The sequence below is a fragment of the Chryseobacterium fluminis genome (assembly GCF_026314945.1).
Lineage (GTDB): Bacteria > Bacteroidota > Bacteroidia > Flavobacteriales > Weeksellaceae > Chryseobacterium > Chryseobacterium fluminis.
The window spans coordinates 2,806,437-2,820,918 of record NZ_CP111121.1 but is presented as its reverse complement, the minus strand read 5'-3'; the positions used below and the strand labels follow the sequence as shown (position 1 = coordinate 2,820,918).

General features: G+C 40.7%; 13 protein-coding genes and 1 riboswitch. Of the genes, 11 read left to right on the top strand and 2 right to left on the bottom strand.

Features of this window, described 5'->3' with window-relative positions:
- Positions 1-7 precede the first annotated feature (7 nt).
- From panB to ODZ84_RS12795, 11 genes are all read left to right on the top strand, one after another.
- Entirely contained in the window at positions 8-823 is an 816-nt protein-coding gene (panB, locus tag ODZ84_RS12845; protein ID WP_266172730.1) for a 3-methyl-2-oxobutanoate hydroxymethyltransferase, read from the top strand.
- The gene (locus ODZ84_RS12840; RefSeq protein ID WP_266172729.1) at positions 823-1,149 is read left to right on the top strand and encodes a hypothetical protein; all 327 of its coding nucleotides are present in this window, start codon (positions 823-825) and stop codon (positions 1,147-1,149) included. The genes panB and ODZ84_RS12840 overlap by 1 nt, the downstream gene beginning before the upstream one ends.
- Before the next feature lie 3 nt (positions 1,150-1,152).
- Positions 1,153-1,830: an RluA family pseudouridine synthase gene (locus ODZ84_RS12835; protein WP_266172728.1), complete on the top strand. Its 678-nt coding sequence runs from the start codon at positions 1,153-1,155 to the stop codon at positions 1,828-1,830.
- Positions 1,831-2,260: 430 nt separating this feature from the next.
- A riboswitch (TPP riboswitch) is annotated at positions 2,261-2,361 on the top strand.
- A gap of 59 nt (positions 2,362-2,420) precedes the next feature.
- Positions 2,421-2,627, top strand: coding sequence for a sulfur carrier protein ThiS (thiS, locus tag ODZ84_RS12830; protein ID WP_266172726.1), 207 nt, complete (start codon positions 2,421-2,423; stop codon positions 2,625-2,627).
- Positions 2,628-2,651: 24 nt separating this feature from the next.
- Positions 2,652-4,463 (top strand): phosphomethylpyrimidine synthase ThiC, encoded by a 1,812-nt coding sequence (thiC, locus tag ODZ84_RS12825; protein WP_266172723.1) that lies wholly within the window; start codon positions 2,652-2,654, stop codon positions 4,461-4,463.
- A complete protein-coding gene (locus ODZ84_RS12820) occupies positions 4,460-5,047 on the top strand; it encodes a thiamine phosphate synthase (RefSeq protein WP_266172721.1) in 588 nt (195 codons plus the stop codon). Before thiC ends, ODZ84_RS12820 begins: the two co-directional genes overlap by 4 nt.
- Positions 5,020-5,763 (top strand): hydroxymethylpyrimidine/phosphomethylpyrimidine kinase, encoded by a 744-nt coding sequence (locus ODZ84_RS12815; RefSeq protein WP_266172719.1) that lies wholly within the window; start codon positions 5,020-5,022, stop codon positions 5,761-5,763. Before ODZ84_RS12820 ends, ODZ84_RS12815 begins: the two co-directional genes overlap by 28 nt.
- A gap of 108 nt (positions 5,764-5,871) precedes the next feature.
- On the top strand, positions 5,872-6,486 hold the full coding sequence (locus ODZ84_RS12810) for a thiamine phosphate synthase (RefSeq protein ID WP_266172718.1): 615 nt from the start codon (positions 5,872-5,874) through the stop codon (positions 6,484-6,486).
- Positions 6,483-7,259, top strand: coding sequence for a thiazole synthase (locus ODZ84_RS12805; RefSeq protein ID WP_266172717.1), 777 nt, complete (start codon positions 6,483-6,485; stop codon positions 7,257-7,259). Before ODZ84_RS12810 ends, ODZ84_RS12805 begins: the two co-directional genes overlap by 4 nt.
- A 101-nt stretch (positions 7,260-7,360) precedes the next feature.
- Complete coding sequence (gene thiH, locus ODZ84_RS12800) at positions 7,361-8,479, top strand: 2-iminoacetate synthase ThiH (protein WP_266172716.1); 1,119 nt, start codon at positions 7,361-7,363, stop codon at positions 8,477-8,479.
- A 180-nt stretch (positions 8,480-8,659) separates the two neighbouring features.
- Positions 8,660-9,370 carry a HesA/MoeB/ThiF family protein gene (locus tag ODZ84_RS12795; RefSeq protein ID WP_266172715.1) on the top strand — a complete coding sequence of 237 codons (711 nt, stop codon included), beginning with the start codon at positions 8,660-8,662 and terminating at the stop codon, positions 9,368-9,370.
- Positions 9,371-9,447: 77 nt separating this feature from the next.
- Here ODZ84_RS12795 and ODZ84_RS12790 read toward each other — a convergent pair whose 3' ends face one another.
- Both ODZ84_RS12790 and ODZ84_RS12785 read right to left on the bottom strand, forming a co-directional pair.
- Positions 9,448-11,661 (bottom strand): outer membrane beta-barrel protein, encoded by a 2,214-nt coding sequence (locus ODZ84_RS12790; protein WP_266172714.1) that lies wholly within the window; start codon positions 11,659-11,661, stop codon positions 9,448-9,450.
- 261 nt (positions 11,662-11,922) lie between these two features.
- A complete protein-coding gene (locus ODZ84_RS12785; RefSeq protein WP_266172713.1) occupies positions 11,923-14,190 on the bottom strand; it encodes an aconitate hydratase in 2,268 nt (755 codons plus the stop codon).
- Positions 14,191-14,482 lie beyond the last annotated feature (292 nt).

Sequence of the window (14,482 nt, the reverse complement as noted above, 5' to 3'; positions counted from 1 at the left end):
ATACCTTATGTCTGTTCATTCTGAAATTAAAAAAGTTACGACTGAAACCTTGCGAAAGATGAAATTCGACAAGGAAAAAATAACAATGCTTACCGCTTATGATTATACAACGGCAAAGATGGTGGATGCCGGAGGAATTGATGCGGTACTGATCGGAGACTCTGCAGCTAATGTAATGGCCGGTTTCGAAACGACACTGCCGATCACTTTAGATCAGATGATTTACCATTCTCAAAGCGTGGTCCGTGGAACCGACAGAGCATTGGTGGTAGCAGATTTGCCTTTCGGAACCTATCAGAGCAATCCTGAAAAAGCATTGGAATCAGCGGTAAGAATGATGAAAGAAGGAGGTGCCCACGCTATCAAGATTGAAGGAGGGAAAGAGATTTCAAAATCTATTAAAAAAATAATTAATGCGGGGATCCCTGTCATGGGACATTTAGGACTCACACCACAGTCGATTTATAAATTCGGAACCTATAAAGTACGGGCTAAAGATGAGGCTGAAGCAGAAAAATTAATCTATGATGCTAAAGTTTTAGAAGAACTCGGATGCTTCGCCGTTGTTCTGGAAAAAATTCCTGCAGATCTTGCCAAACAGGTGACAGAAAGTATCTCCATCCCGACCATCGGAATAGGAGCCGGTCCTCATTGTGACGGCCAGGTGCTGGTTTACCACGATATGGTAGGGATGAATCAGGGGTTCAGCCCAAAATTCTTAAGAAGATATCTCGATCTTTACACTGAGATTACGGGAGCTGTTGCCCAATATGTAAAAGATGTGAAAAACGTTGATTTTCCAAATGATAAAGAAAGTTATTAATGAGGCATAATCTTCAGACCGCTCAGGGAATCATTTCAGTTTTAGCTATTGTATGCCTGGCCATAGGATGGTTTAATATATTCTCTCCGGAAGTTAATAATATCCTCTCCAGAAGAGTATTTTATATCATTGTAGGAGTAAGTTTCATTTTGCAGGCCCCATTACTGGTGAACAAGAAGCTTGTTTATCCGATGTATGCGGCGGCAGGACTGTGTATCATCGGTGCTTTTCTACCATACGAATCAAAAATAGCAGGAATCAAAACGCTTGGGTTACTGGCCGGAGTGATACTCTCCTTATCTAACAGATCAAATTTCCGCCAATAGCCCATGGAAGATCAGATTGTTTATGAAGACAACCATCTTTTGGTGATCAATAAAAAGGTAGGGCAGCTTGTACAGGGTGACAAAACCGGTGATGATTCTCTGTTGGAATTGATCAAGGATTTTATAAAAAAAAGAGATGCCAAGCCGGGAAATGTATTTCTGGGTTTAGTTCACCGTATAGACAGGCCCACGTCAGGGCTGGTGATCTACGCCAAAACGTCCAAAGCTCTTTCCCGACTGACTCAGATGGTAAAAAACAGAGAGGTTAAAAAGACCTACTGGGCCGTGGTTGCAAAAGATATGATTCCAAAGACCCAAAGGCTGGTTCATTATTTACAGAAAAACGAAAAAAATAATAAAGCGATTGTATTTCCAAAAGCAACAGAAGGAGCTAAGGAAGCGATTTTGACCTATCATGTCATTAAAACGTTAGACAATTATCTCCTGCTGGAAATCGATTTGGAAACTGGAAGGCATCACCAGATCCGCGCTCAGTTGTCAAAGACAGGTGTTCCGATCAAGGGAGACTTAAAATACGGTTCACCGCGTTCAAATCCCGATGGCGGAATACATCTGCATGCCAGAAAACTCGAATTTATACACCCTGTTACGAAAGAAAATATTGAAATTGTAGCTCCGGTTCCGAAAAATGATGCGATTTGGAAGGCCTGTGAGGAGTAAATTATTTAAAATAAAAGTTAGAAAAGGGAAACTGAAATTATTCGGTTTCCTTTTTTATTTTTCAGGAGCTATTTCCCGCTTTCCGCACTCGCTATTTTATTAGTATCGGCTCGGCGGCGAAGCCGCCGAGCCGATACTAATAAAATGAGCTCAAACAAATGCTTCAATCGGGGCTGGGCATTTGTCATTAATTTAAATATACCCAAAAACACGATGATTGCCATCTAATAAATACCTTAAACCCTGATTTATTTCACAAAAATATAAAGCACAAATATCTGCTATATCTGCAAAATCCGCGAGAAAATTTTAAATAAAATAGTAAAAAGGGCAAAAATATTTCCAAACATATAAAACCTCCATCCTCCATCATCCCGCTTTCATCTTTCAGAAAAAATTTTGCCTGTTTCAAAAAAATGTCTAACTTCGTCCCACACTTTAGGGGTGTCTGTTGAACAAACAGGCTGAGATTTTACCCTTTGAACCTGATTTCTAGATCATACTAGCGTAGGGAAAAGTAGATGACTTTTGCTGCACATTCTATTGTGCAATGACAGCCATTCCTAAGGTGCATTATAAAAATGTTAGGAATGGAGCTTACAATCAACCACACGACAAAAACTTTTGAAGTACTTCCCGTTAATCTGGAAGACCTTATTGCTATAGAATTACCTGAAAAGAAAAAAGGGATTGCCGTAGCACTCAACAACCGCATTATTCCGCAGTCATTCTGGGCGGAAACATTCCTGAACGATAAAGATTCAATTTTAATAATTACGGCCACCCAAGGTGGTTAATTCTCATAAAAACCCCAATCATTTATGGCTCACAACATCACACGTTCGCCGTTTCCGAACTCAAAAAAAATCTATGTTGACGGGAAAATTCACCCGATCAGCGTAGCGATGCGCGAAATACAGTTAAGTCCGACGAAACTTACCAACGGAACACTGGAACATAATCCCCCAGTTACCGTATACGATACCTCAGGACCTTATACCGACGAAAACTCAGAAATAAATATTGAGAAAGGACTTCCAAGAATCCGTGAGCAATGGATTTTAGACCGGCATGACGTAGAAATTCTTGATGGAATTACTTCAGAATACGGCAAAGCCCGTTTAGCTGATTCCAGATTAGACGAGCTTCGCTTTTCTTACAATCACAAACCGAAAGTTGCGCGCGAAGGGCATGAGGTCACCCAGCTATACTACGCAAGGAAAGGAATCATTACTCCGGAAATGGAATATATTGCGATCAGGGAAAATCAGCGGATCGAGCAGCTGGACTCTGTTTCAAAGGAGATGGCTTTTCAGCATCAGGGAAATAACTATGGAGCCAGAACTCCCAAAACCAAGATCACAGCGGAGTTTGTAAGAGATGAAATCGCAGCCGGAAGAGCCATTATTCCAAACAACGTCAATCACCCTGAAAGCGAACCGATGATTATCGGGAGAAATTTTTTAGTTAAAATTAATGCTAACATCGGGAACAGTGCTGTATCGTCAAGCATTGAAGAAGAGGTAGAAAAAGCAGTCTGGGCCTGCCGGTGGGGAGCCGATACCATTATGGATTTATCCACCGGAAAAAATATCCACGAAACCAGAGAATGGATTATAAGAAACAGTCCGGTTCCGATCGGTACCGTGCCGATTTACCAGGCGTTGGAAAAAGTAAAGGGTGTGGCTGAAGATCTGACCTGGGAAATTTTTAAAGATACGTTGATAGAACAGGCAGAACAGGGCGTTTCTTACTTCACGATCCATGCCGGCGTCTTACTGAGATATATTCACCTGACCGCCAAACGTGTGACCGGAATCGTTTCCAGAGGTGGTTCTATTATGGCAAAGTGGTGTCTGTTTCATCACAAAGAAAACTTTTTGTACACTCATTTCGAAGAAATATGTGAAATCATGAAGAAATATGACGTTGCTTTTTCTTTAGGAGACGGTCTTCGTCCCGGTTCTATTGCCGATGCGAATGATGAAGCACAGTTTGCAGAACTGGAAACATTAGGGGAGCTGACAAAAATCGCCTGGAAACATAATGTTCAGGTGATGATTGAAGGTCCGGGTCACGTTCCGATGCATATGATTAAAGAAAATATGGAGAAGCAATTAGAAGTATGTGATGAAGCACCGTTTTACACATTAGGTCCTTTGACGACAGATATTGCCCCCGGTTACGATCATATCACGTCAGGAATCGGTGCAGCGATGATTGGCTGGTTCGGATGTGCGATGCTGTGTTATGTGACTCCGAAAGAACATTTGGGACTTCCGAATAAAGAAGACGTAAAAGTGGGGGTAATCACATATAAGTTGGCCGCTCATGCTGCAGATCTGGCGAAGGGCCATCCGGGATCGCAATACAGAGACAATGCTCTGAGCAAAGCCAGATTTGAATTCCGTTGGGAGGACCAGTTCAATTTATCCCTGGATCCGGATACGGCAAGATCTTACCATGATGAGACTCTTCCGGCAGACGGAGCAAAGATCGCTCATTTCTGTTCGATGTGCGGACCGAAATTCTGTTCGATGAAGATTACACAGGAAATCCGTGAATCAGCAGAAAAAGGCATGTTTGATAAATCACAGGAGTTTATCGAAAAAGGGAAAGAAATTTATATATGATCATCATTATCACGGCTGAAGAATCTTTTAAAAATGAAACTGAGAACATCAATGCATTGTTTTATGCAGGATTGGATTTTCTGCATGTCAGAAAACCTTGCATTACTAAGGATGAAATGACGGCTTTTATTCAGCGGATCGATCAGAAATATCATGATCAGCTGATTCTGCATAATCATTATGAAGTGGCGGAAAATTTTGATCTTTCGCGATTCCATTTTAGAGAAACTGACCGGAAAAATGGGTTGTACACCTCTTTTACAGATAAAATAATTACAACTTCCGTTCACGATATTGCTGCATTCAATGATTTGGAAAAAGATTGGGAGTATGCTTTTTTCAGTCCGGCTTTTCCAAGTATTTCTAAAAAAGGATATGGTGAAAATTCGGCTGTTTTAAATGAGATTAAAAAACGTGATAACCCCCATCTGAAATTAATTGCTTTAGGGGGGATACATGAAAATAATATCAGTGAAGCTTTCGAAAACGGTGCAGATGGAGTGGCTTTGCTGGGAGCAATCTGGAAGAGTGGAAATCCCTTAAACGTTTTTAAAAAATGCAGACAGAACGTCCTTTTGTACTGAGCATGGCCGGGTATGACCCAAGTGGTGGTGCCGGCCTATTGGCAGACATTAAAACCATGGAACAATTGCAGGTCCAGGGACTGGGTATCTGTACCGCCATGACATTACAGACGGAATCACAATGTCTGAGTCTTAAGTGGCAGCCTTTAGCAGACATTTTATCTGCAACCGATGTTTTAATGAAAAACTATAAAGTAGAAGCAGTCAAAATCGGGGTTGTTAAAGACACGGAATTTTTAGGTCAGATTACAGAAAGGATCAGATCCATTAATCCGGCTGTGAAAATTGTCTGGGATCCCGTTTTGAAAAGTACATCAGCATTTTCATTTTTTGATCTGAATACAGTTTCAGAACTAAAAAATGTTTTGGAAAAAATAGATCTGATCACGCCGAATTATAATGAATATACCATTTTAAAAGAAAACGGGCCTTTTGAAAAATCAGAACCTCTCTGTTCTGTATTAGTTAAAGGAGGCCACCGTGAAGATCAGTTGGGAACAGATATTTTATTGGCGAATGGAAAAGAAGTTTCCATTCAACCTAGTAATGAAAAATCTGTTTATTATCCGAAACATGGTTCGGGCTGTGTGCTTTCTTCTGCCATTACAAGTTATCTGGCAAAAGGACAAAGCCTGGAAAATGCCTGTCGAAAAAGCAAATTATACATCGAAAAGTTTTTAACAAGTAATCCTGGTTTATTAGGATTTCATTCCTAAGAGTTATGATTTTAAGTTTTGCGGCCTTTGTTAAGTGAAACGCCTGTGCGAACTTAAAACATTTAGTAGTCAAAAAAATCTTTGCGCTCTTTGCGTTAAAAAATAAAAATGGAAAAATTACAATATATCTCTCAGGGAATTACCAGAGAAGAGCAGGAACTGAATATTCGAAAAGCTCTTGATCATGGTATACAATGGGTACAGGTCCGATGGAAAAATGCTCCGGAGAATGAATTGATCCGGCTTTGTGAAATTTCAAGGAAACTGTGCTCAGACCATCAGGCGATCTGCATGATCAACGACCATGTTCAGATTTCCAAAGAGGTGGATGCAGACGGCGTTCATTTAGGATTGAAAGATACTTCGGTAGAAACGGCAAGACATCTTTTAGGCAGGAATAAAATCATAGGAGGAACGGCAAATACGATTTCAGATGTTCTTCAGAGAATGCAGGAACCCTGTGATTATATTGGTCTCGGACCTTTGAGATTTACCTCAACCAAAGTACAGCTGAGCCCGATTTTAGGTTTTGAAGGATACAGAAATATCATTCAGGGTCTAAAACAGAAATCATTAGAAATTCCGAAAATATTCGCCATCGGGGGAGTGGTTCTCAATGATATTGAACAGTTACAGCAAATCGGAATCTACGGAGTGGCAGTTTCTGGACAGATTACCGGGCAGCCTTTTATTATTAATGAATTTAAAACAGCAATGCAATGAAAAATAAACCCTTAATTATAGCAGACAGAACATTTGAGTCAAGACTCTTTTTAGGGACGGGCAAATTCGGAAATCTATCCGAAATGACTGACTCCATCATCGCTTCAGGAAGTGAAATGGTGACCATGGCTTTGAAAAGAATCGATTCTCAATCCTCAGAAGATGACTTACTGAGTGCTTTAAAACCCACACAGTCGCATCTTTTACCCAATACTTCAGGAGCAAGAACAGCCAAGGAAGCAGTTTTGGCAGCACAATTGGCAAGAGAAGCACTGGAAACCAACTGGGTGAAGCTTGAAATTCATCCTGATCCGAAGTATTTGCTGCCTGATCCCATTGAAACTTTATATGCGACGGAAGAGCTGGCAAAATTAGGATTTATTGTAATGCCTTACATTCATGCGGACCCTGTCCTGTGCAAAAGGCTGGAAGATGCCGGTACGGCAGTAGTGATGCCTTTAGGTGCTCCCATTGGAACAAACAAAGGATTAAGAACACTGGATTTTTTAGAGATCATCATCAGCCAGAGTAATGTACCCGTGGTCGTGGACGCGGGTATCGGAGCGCCTTCTGATGCGGCGAAAGCTATGGAAATGGGTGCCGATGCCGTATTGGTGAATACTGCGATTGCTGTTGCTGGAAATCCTGTGAATATGGCACTGGCTTTTAAAGAGGGCGTAATAGCAGGACGAAGGGCATTCGAATCGGGATTGGGCGCAATCGGGCAGCACGCGGAGGCATCGAGCCCGCTGACTTCCTTTTTGTTTGATTAAATGAATTGATATCGATAGAAACGAATCTTTAAATGACAGAAATAGAATAAATGGGATCTGCTCATTACAGATGATGAATCACAAGTTAAAAACAGCAAGCTATGAAAACTTTTAAAAATTTTTTTGAACAGTATCAATGGGATGAAGTCTGGGCAAAACTTGAAAAAGTGACTTTGTCCGAGGTCGAAAACAGTCTTCAGAAAAAAAATAAAACAACAGATGATTTTCTGAATTTTCTATCGCCGGCAGCGGCTGATAAGTTGGAAGTCATGGCCCGGATGACTCAGCAGATCACCCGAAAACGTTTTGGGAAAATCATTCAGTTGTATGCACCGCTGTATCTGAGTAACGAATGTCAGAATATCTGTACGTACTGTGGCTTCAGTTTAGATAATTCCATTAAAAGAAAAACGCTTTCCGACACGGAACTGATGATAGAGGCGACTGTTTTAAAATCCATGGGTGTGAATCATGTTTTACTGGTGAGTGGGGAGGCAAATAAGACCGTAGGGATGGAGTATTTTTTGAAAGCAATCCGTTTGCTGAAGCCGCATTTTGCCAATATTTCAATTGAAGTTCAGCCTCTTTCAGAAGGAGAGTATCTGCAGCTTCATGAGGCGGGCGTAAACGCAGTCCTGGTGTATCAGGAAACCTATCATCAGGAAGTATATAAAGAATATCATCCGAAAGGAAAAAAATCAAATTTTAATTTTCGTCTGGAAACTCCTGACAGAATCGGAAAGGCAGGAATTCATAAGATGGGTCTCGGGGTTTTGCTAGGATTGGAGGATTGGAGAGTAGACAGTTTTTTTAACGCGCTACACATCGACTACCTCCAAAAGCAATACTGGAAAAGCAAATATTCGGTTTCCTTTCCCAGACTCCGACCGGCAGAAGGAATGGTGGAACCGAATTTTATCATGTCAGACAGAGATTTACTGCAACTGATCTGTGCCTACAGAATCTGGAATGAAGATCTGGAAATCTCTATTTCAACCAGGGAAAATGAAAAATTCAGGAACAATATCATTTCGCTGGGCGCAACCACAATGAGTGCTGCCTCAAAGACCAATCCAGGGGGATACGCAGTTGACAGAGAATCTTTGGAACAATTTGAAACCAGCGACGAAAGAAGTATGGATGAAATGAAAGAAGTGATTAAAAGATCCGGTTATGATCCTGTAATGAAAGATTGGGACGCAGTCTACAGCGGAATTTAAATTGAAACGTTGATTACTGTTTAAGAAGTATCGCAGAGGTCTTTTCGGGTAAATTTCTGAAAAGCGTATTGAGAAGTTCAATGAATGTTCTCAGTACATTTTTCTTCATTGCATGACGAAAGACATTTGTAGTAACGAAAGATAAATTTTTGAAATTCAATTATTCAGGTAAAAAAATAAATGAAAGGCAAAGACAATTATGCAAGATACAGCCGACAGATTTTTATAGAAGAAATCGGTTTGGAAGGGCAGCGGAAAATCATAAATTCAAAAGTTCTGGTGGTCGGAGCGGGCGGATTGGGAAGCCCTGTTATCCAATATTTAGCTGCGGCTGGAGTGGGAACTCTGGGTGTTGCAGATTTTGATGAGGTTGAGCTTCACAATTTAAACAGGCAGGTTATTCATAATGAAAGTTCGGTAGGAACATCAAAAGTGAAAAGTGCAGAAAAATTTGTAAGCCATCTTAATCACCAGATTAATTTTGTGGGAATTGAGCAAAAAATTAATCAGAAAAATGTTGAAGAAATCCTCTCTCCATTTGATCTGATTATTGACGGTTCCGATAATTTTCCGACCAGATATTTGGTTAATGATACCTGTGTGAAACTGGAAAAACCTTTAGTGTATGGAAGTATTCTCGGTTTTTCGGGGCAGGTAGCTATTTTTAATCATAAAGGAAGCAGAAATTTACGGGATATTTTCCCGGAGCCTCCTTTTGAAGGCGATCTGCCGGACTGTGACAGTTTAGGAGTCCTGGGAGCCTTACCCGGAATGGTAGGAAGCATGATGGCTCATCTGGCGCTGAATCATATAACGGGTCTGCCGGTACCAGTTAATCAACTGACATTAATTGATATCCTAACCTGGAGATTTCAGACCATTGATTTTTAAATTACAGCATTTTTAAGAAAAGAAGAACAGGCCCGGCAGATCGTTCCGGATCTGTTCTTCAGTTTATCATAATTTAATTATTGTGCCTGCTGCATTACTCCGCTAGTCTCTTCCTTCTTCGTCTGATTCAGAATATTGGCATCCTCTTTTGCCAGCTTATTTCTCGTAGGAATTTTATAATTTACCGACAGTCCGAAGTTTCTTGTATCATACTTGCTGCTGATCGTAACCGGAGTTCCGGAAGGCGGATTAGAACGTACCTGCATCACCTGTCCGTTAAAAATATCATTGGCAAACACAGAAACGGTTAAACGGTTGTCCATGAATTTCTTTGTTAAAGTAAGATCAAATGAATTGTTGAACGGTTTTTCCGCAGTAAAGTAAAAATATCCTGCTTTAGGCGTAAGATAGCTGTAGTTGGCCGTTAATTTAATATCCTTCGGTAAAATCACCTGAGTCATAATATTAAAGATCCAGAAGCCTTTATTGTTCAGGTTATCGATATCATGTTTTTGATAGCCGGCATACAGATACATAAAATTAATCTTATCCGGATTAAAATCAAACTTCATAATTTCACTCAGCGGTTTACTGAAGATCATAAAAGGAATCGGAAGTCCGACATTGAAATTGTGAATTCTCATGTTTGAAATATTCACCTGTTCATTAAACAGTTTCCTGCCGTCTTTTCTGATAATCTGTGCGACCTGGTTACTCGCGGAACTTACGCTGTATCCGATAAATGCATAATCAAAGGCCGAAATCTTCAGTTCGTAATTGTCAAAAATCGTAGGCTGCAGATTCGGATTTCCGGATACTTCTGTGCTGGGGCCGGAAAAGGTAACATTATTAGGGTTTAAAGCAGAAATACTCGGTAAGCTGATCTTTTTGTTATAATTTGCCGCGACAAATACCTGTTTCATCAGGTTATATTGTACACTTGCGTTGGGAAACAGCTTAAATTTATTAAAAGGGATCAAATCAGCCTGCACCAGATTTCCATTCTTGTCAAAATATCTTGTAATTCCCGAAATATCATAATTTTCAGCTCTGGAACCTAAAATAAAATCAAAATTTTTCAGTTTAGCCTGAAATTCCAGGTAGGTAGATGCCGTTTGTCTCTGGTAATCGAGGTTCGTGATTCCGAAACTTTCTGTATCATAATCCTGCCGTTCATATAATCCTCCAAAACTTACTTTTCCGCCGTCCAGAAGCTTGATCGGTTGAGAATAATCGATTTTGAAGTTGGCGATATTCATTCTTGATTCATTGTTCAGAATATTATCTCGTCCCGGATAATTAAAACTCTCAGTATTCTGCACATAGAATCCTTTCTGGAAAAAATTATCCTGGGCAAACTTGCTGTCCGAACGGGTATAACCGAACTGGAAATCTAATTTTTGAGATTTATCTGCAAATCTTTTCTGATACGTTGCCACGGCCTCCTGTCGCAGATTATCGGTGCGGGCAGCATCCGATGCATCAAAGAATGCTTCCCTGAGGTCTTTCGGGTTATTTTGATAGGGAAGATCTCCATGACCGCTACTTAAAGTGTAATTGTCATTATTATTGTGATAAATATCGTAATTGATCAGTAATCGGTCCTGTCCAAGATCAAAAGTCAGACCTGACTTGGCGAAATATCCTCGTGCGATTCTGTCAGTATTACTCGTCAGCAGCTCATCCTGTTGCCCGTTCAGCATGCTTTCACGATAATTCTGGCCTACGTTCAGCTGCCATCCGAAGATTTTATTTCGTGCATTTAAATTAATGGAGTTGGTCGTTCTGCTTCTGAATTTATCGTAATTCGTGAAAGAGTAGTTCCCGGAGTAGGTGGCTGTTAAATATTTATTGGCGTTTTTATTTGTAATGATATTCATAATAGCACCTCCCGAGGTGGCAGGAAACTCCGCTCCGGGCTGTGTGATGACCTCAATTCTTTCTACTGAATTGGCAGGCATCCCTTCAAGAAAGGAATTTAATTCGTTGGACGTGATATTCAACGGTCTTCCGTTGAGATAGACATCAAGAATCTTTCCCTGATACATCATTCCGGCGATGTCTGTAGAAACCAGCCCCGGAAGCTTTTTAATTCCTTCCAGAACACTGCCGTTGCTGAGGTGTGGCTGTTCAGAAAAATCAAAAACAGTACGGTCAGCTTTTTGTTCAACGGCTTTTTTAGTTTTAGTGATGGTCACGCCTTCTATTTGCTTTTCCTTTACCTCATTTTTTTGCTGCGCATACGTCAGCATGGATCCAATAAAAGATAGAGCGAATATGGTTTTTTTCATAATATTTTTACTACTATTTGGTTAGACGTAGAAAATACCTATTTGTTACAGAAAAATTGTATTCCTTTATTTCAGCGGAGACAATTCTGTAAATTCATGTTTTGACAATGATGTAAAATACGTTCTTCAACTCATGAGTATGCCCTTTCTGTCACATAAGAAATATATTCTCAGTATTTTTCAGCTTATCTGGACGGACAGTATAAAATAAAAGGCGACTTCTGCTGAAGCCGCCTTATATATGATGCTGATAATTTATTGTTAATTTTCCTGCAGCTTAATCAGATTCAAAGCAGAACCTGCTTTAAACCAATCAATCTGCTGCGCATTGTAAGTATGGTTGGCCATAATGATATCTTTAGTCCCATCAGAATGAATGAATTCTAAAGTTAGTTGTTTTCCCGGCGCAAACTGCTCGAGATCCAGGAAGTTGATCACATCATCTTCCAGAATTTTATCATAGTCAGCTTCATTGGCAAAAGTTAAACCTAACATCCCTTGTTTTTTAAGGTTGGTTTCGTGAATTCTTGCAAATGATTTTACGAGAACAGCTTTTACCCCAAGATGTCTTGGCTCCATGGCAGCATGCTCTCTTGAAGAACCTTCACCATAGTTCTGGTCACCCACAACGATAGAAGGAACCCCGGCGGCTTTATAAGCTCTCTGTACAGCAGGTACTTCACCGTATTCTGCAGTCAGTACATTTTTCACCTTGTTGGTTTCCATATTGAAAGCATTTACTGCTCCGATCAACATATTATTGGAAATGTTATCCAGGTGACCTCTGTACTTCAGCCATGGTCCGGCCATGGAAATATGGTCGGTCGTACATTTTCCGAAAGCCTTGATCAAAAGTCTGGCTCCGGTAATGTTTTTACCATCCCAGGCAGGAAACTCTTCCAGTAACTGAAGTCTGTCGGAAGTCGGGCTTACGTCGACAATCACTCCCGATCCGTCTGCAGAAGGAGCCTGGTATCCGTTATCATCTACGGCAAAACCTCTTGAAGGAAGTTCAAAACCTTGAGGCTCATTTAAACGTATCTGTTCGCCGGATTCATTCGTTAAAGTATCGGTAACCGGATTAAAGTCCAGTCTTCCCGAGATCGCGATGGCAGCCACCATCTCCGGTGATGCTACGAAAGCATGGGTATTTGGGTTTCCGTCTGCCCTTTTCGCAAAGTTTCTGTTGAAAGAGTGGATGATCGAGTTCTTTTCGCCTTTCTCAGCGCCCTCTCTGTCCCATTGTCCGATACAGGGGCCACAGGCATTAGTAAAGATTCTTGCATTCTCAAATTTTCTGAAAGAATCTAAAAAGCCATCTCTTTCCGCTGTGAATTTTACCTGCTCAGAACCCGGGTTGATTCCTAAAATAGCCTTAGGCTTAACCCCTTTTGCTACTGCATCTTCAACGATGGAAGCTGCTCTTGATAAATCTTCGTACGAAGAGTTGGTACAAGAACCGATCAATGCCCATTCTACCTCGATAGGCCATCCGTTGGCCTCAGCTTTAGCCCTGAATTCAGAAACAGGGGTCGCTAAATCCGGAGTGAAAGGTCCGTTCAGATGGGGAGCCAATTCAGAAAGATTGATTTCAATAACCTGGTCAAAATATTGTTCAGGATTTGCATATACTTCAGGATCACCTGTCAGATGCTCAGCAATTACGTCTGCTGCATCTACGACATCCTGTCTTCCGGTAGAAGCAAGATATCTTCTCATGGAATCATCATACCCGAATGTAGAAGTCGTAGCTCCGACTTCGGCACCCATATTACAGATGGTTCCTTTTCCTGTCGCTGAAAGGGACTCTGCCCCTTCACCGAAATATTCTACGATGCATCCTGTTCCCCCTTTTACGGTAAGAATTCCTGCAACCTTTAAGATAACGTCTTTAGCAGAAGTCCATCCGGACATTTTTCCGGTTAATTTTACGCCGATCAGTTTTGGCATTTTAAGCTCCCATGCCATTCCTGCCATTACATCTACTGCATCAGCTCCACCTACTCCAATGGCGACCATTCCCAGGCCTCCTGCATTTACCGTATGTGAGTCTGTACCGATCATCATTCCTCCAGGGAAGGCATAGTTTTCCAATACAACCTGGTGAATAATTCCGGCTCCGGGCTTCCAGAAACCGATTCCATATTTATCACAAACTGAGCTCAGGAAGTTGAACACCTCCGAGTTTTTATTGATACCTTCCTGTAAATCAGATTTTGCACCAATTCTGGCCTGGATCAGGTGATCGGCATGGGCCGTTGAAGGAACCGCTACTTTAGCTTTTCCAGCCTGCATAAATTGTAGCAGGGCCATCTGTGCCGTTGCATCCTGCATGGCGACTCTGTCCGGTGCAAAGTCCACATAAGAGTTTCCTCTTTCATAGGCCTGTGTAGCATTTCCTTCCCAAAGGTGAGTATAAAGGATTTTTTCTGAAAGAGTAAGAGGTTTCCCCACGATTTGTCTTGCCGCAGCAATTCTTTCCGGGTAACGCTCGTACACTTTTTTGATCATGTCAATGTCGAAAGTCATATCTGTTTTAATTTTTTGCTTTTGTAATATGTTTTCCCGAATTCATATTAAATAATTCCGGAGAATTCTATCCTTACCATTTCATCAAAATCTATTCCTAGCCTTGCGAATCGGGATAAATAAGATGAATCATTACTATTTTTAATACCTATCAAGTTAAGGAAAAAATAAATTTTGAATCATTGACATACGTTAAAATAATTTTCACTGGTCTTAAATGGAAAGATTCTAAATAAAAAAGAAAGATTCTAATCCAACGGACTAAAATCTTTCTTATATAACTTAGAAAAGT

Excerpts from the sequence above, each read along its gene's own strand:
- ODZ84_RS12835 (WP_266172728.1), top strand. The coding sequence starts at position 1,153 with ATGGAAGATCAGATTGTTTATGAAGACAACCATCTTTTGGTGATCAAT.
- ODZ84_RS12795 (WP_266172715.1), top strand. The coding sequence starts at position 8,660 with ATGAAAGGCAAAGACAATTATGCAAGATACAGCCGACAGATTTTTATA.
- thiC (WP_266172723.1), top strand. The coding sequence starts at position 2,652 with ATGGCTCACAACATCACACGTTCGCCGTTTCCGAACTCAAAAAAAATC.
- ODZ84_RS12810 (WP_266172718.1), top strand. The coding sequence starts at position 5,872 with ATGGAAAAATTACAATATATCTCTCAGGGAATTACCAGAGAAGAGCAG.
- ODZ84_RS12815 (WP_266172719.1), top strand. The coding sequence starts at position 5,020 with ATGCAGACAGAACGTCCTTTTGTACTGAGCATGGCCGGGTATGACCCA.
- ODZ84_RS12785 (WP_266172713.1), bottom strand. The coding sequence starts at position 14,190 with ATGACTTTCGACATTGACATGATCAAAAAAGTGTACGAGCGTTACCCG.
- thiH (WP_266172716.1), top strand. The coding sequence starts at position 7,361 with ATGAAAACTTTTAAAAATTTTTTTGAACAGTATCAATGGGATGAAGTC.
- thiS (WP_266172726.1), top strand. The coding sequence starts at position 2,421 with ATGGAGCTTACAATCAACCACACGACAAAAACTTTTGAAGTACTTCCC.
- ODZ84_RS12805 (WP_266172717.1), top strand. The coding sequence starts at position 6,483 with ATGAAAAATAAACCCTTAATTATAGCAGACAGAACATTTGAGTCAAGA.
- ODZ84_RS12840 (WP_266172729.1), top strand. The coding sequence starts at position 823 with ATGAGGCATAATCTTCAGACCGCTCAGGGAATCATTTCAGTTTTAGCT.
- ODZ84_RS12820 (WP_266172721.1), top strand. The coding sequence starts at position 4,460 with ATGATCATCATTATCACGGCTGAAGAATCTTTTAAAAATGAAACTGAG.
- ODZ84_RS12790 (WP_266172714.1), bottom strand. The coding sequence starts at position 11,661 with ATGAAAAAAACCATATTCGCTCTATCTTTTATTGGATCCATGCTGACG.
- panB (WP_266172730.1), top strand. The coding sequence starts at position 8 with ATGTCTGTTCATTCTGAAATTAAAAAAGTTACGACTGAAACCTTGCGA.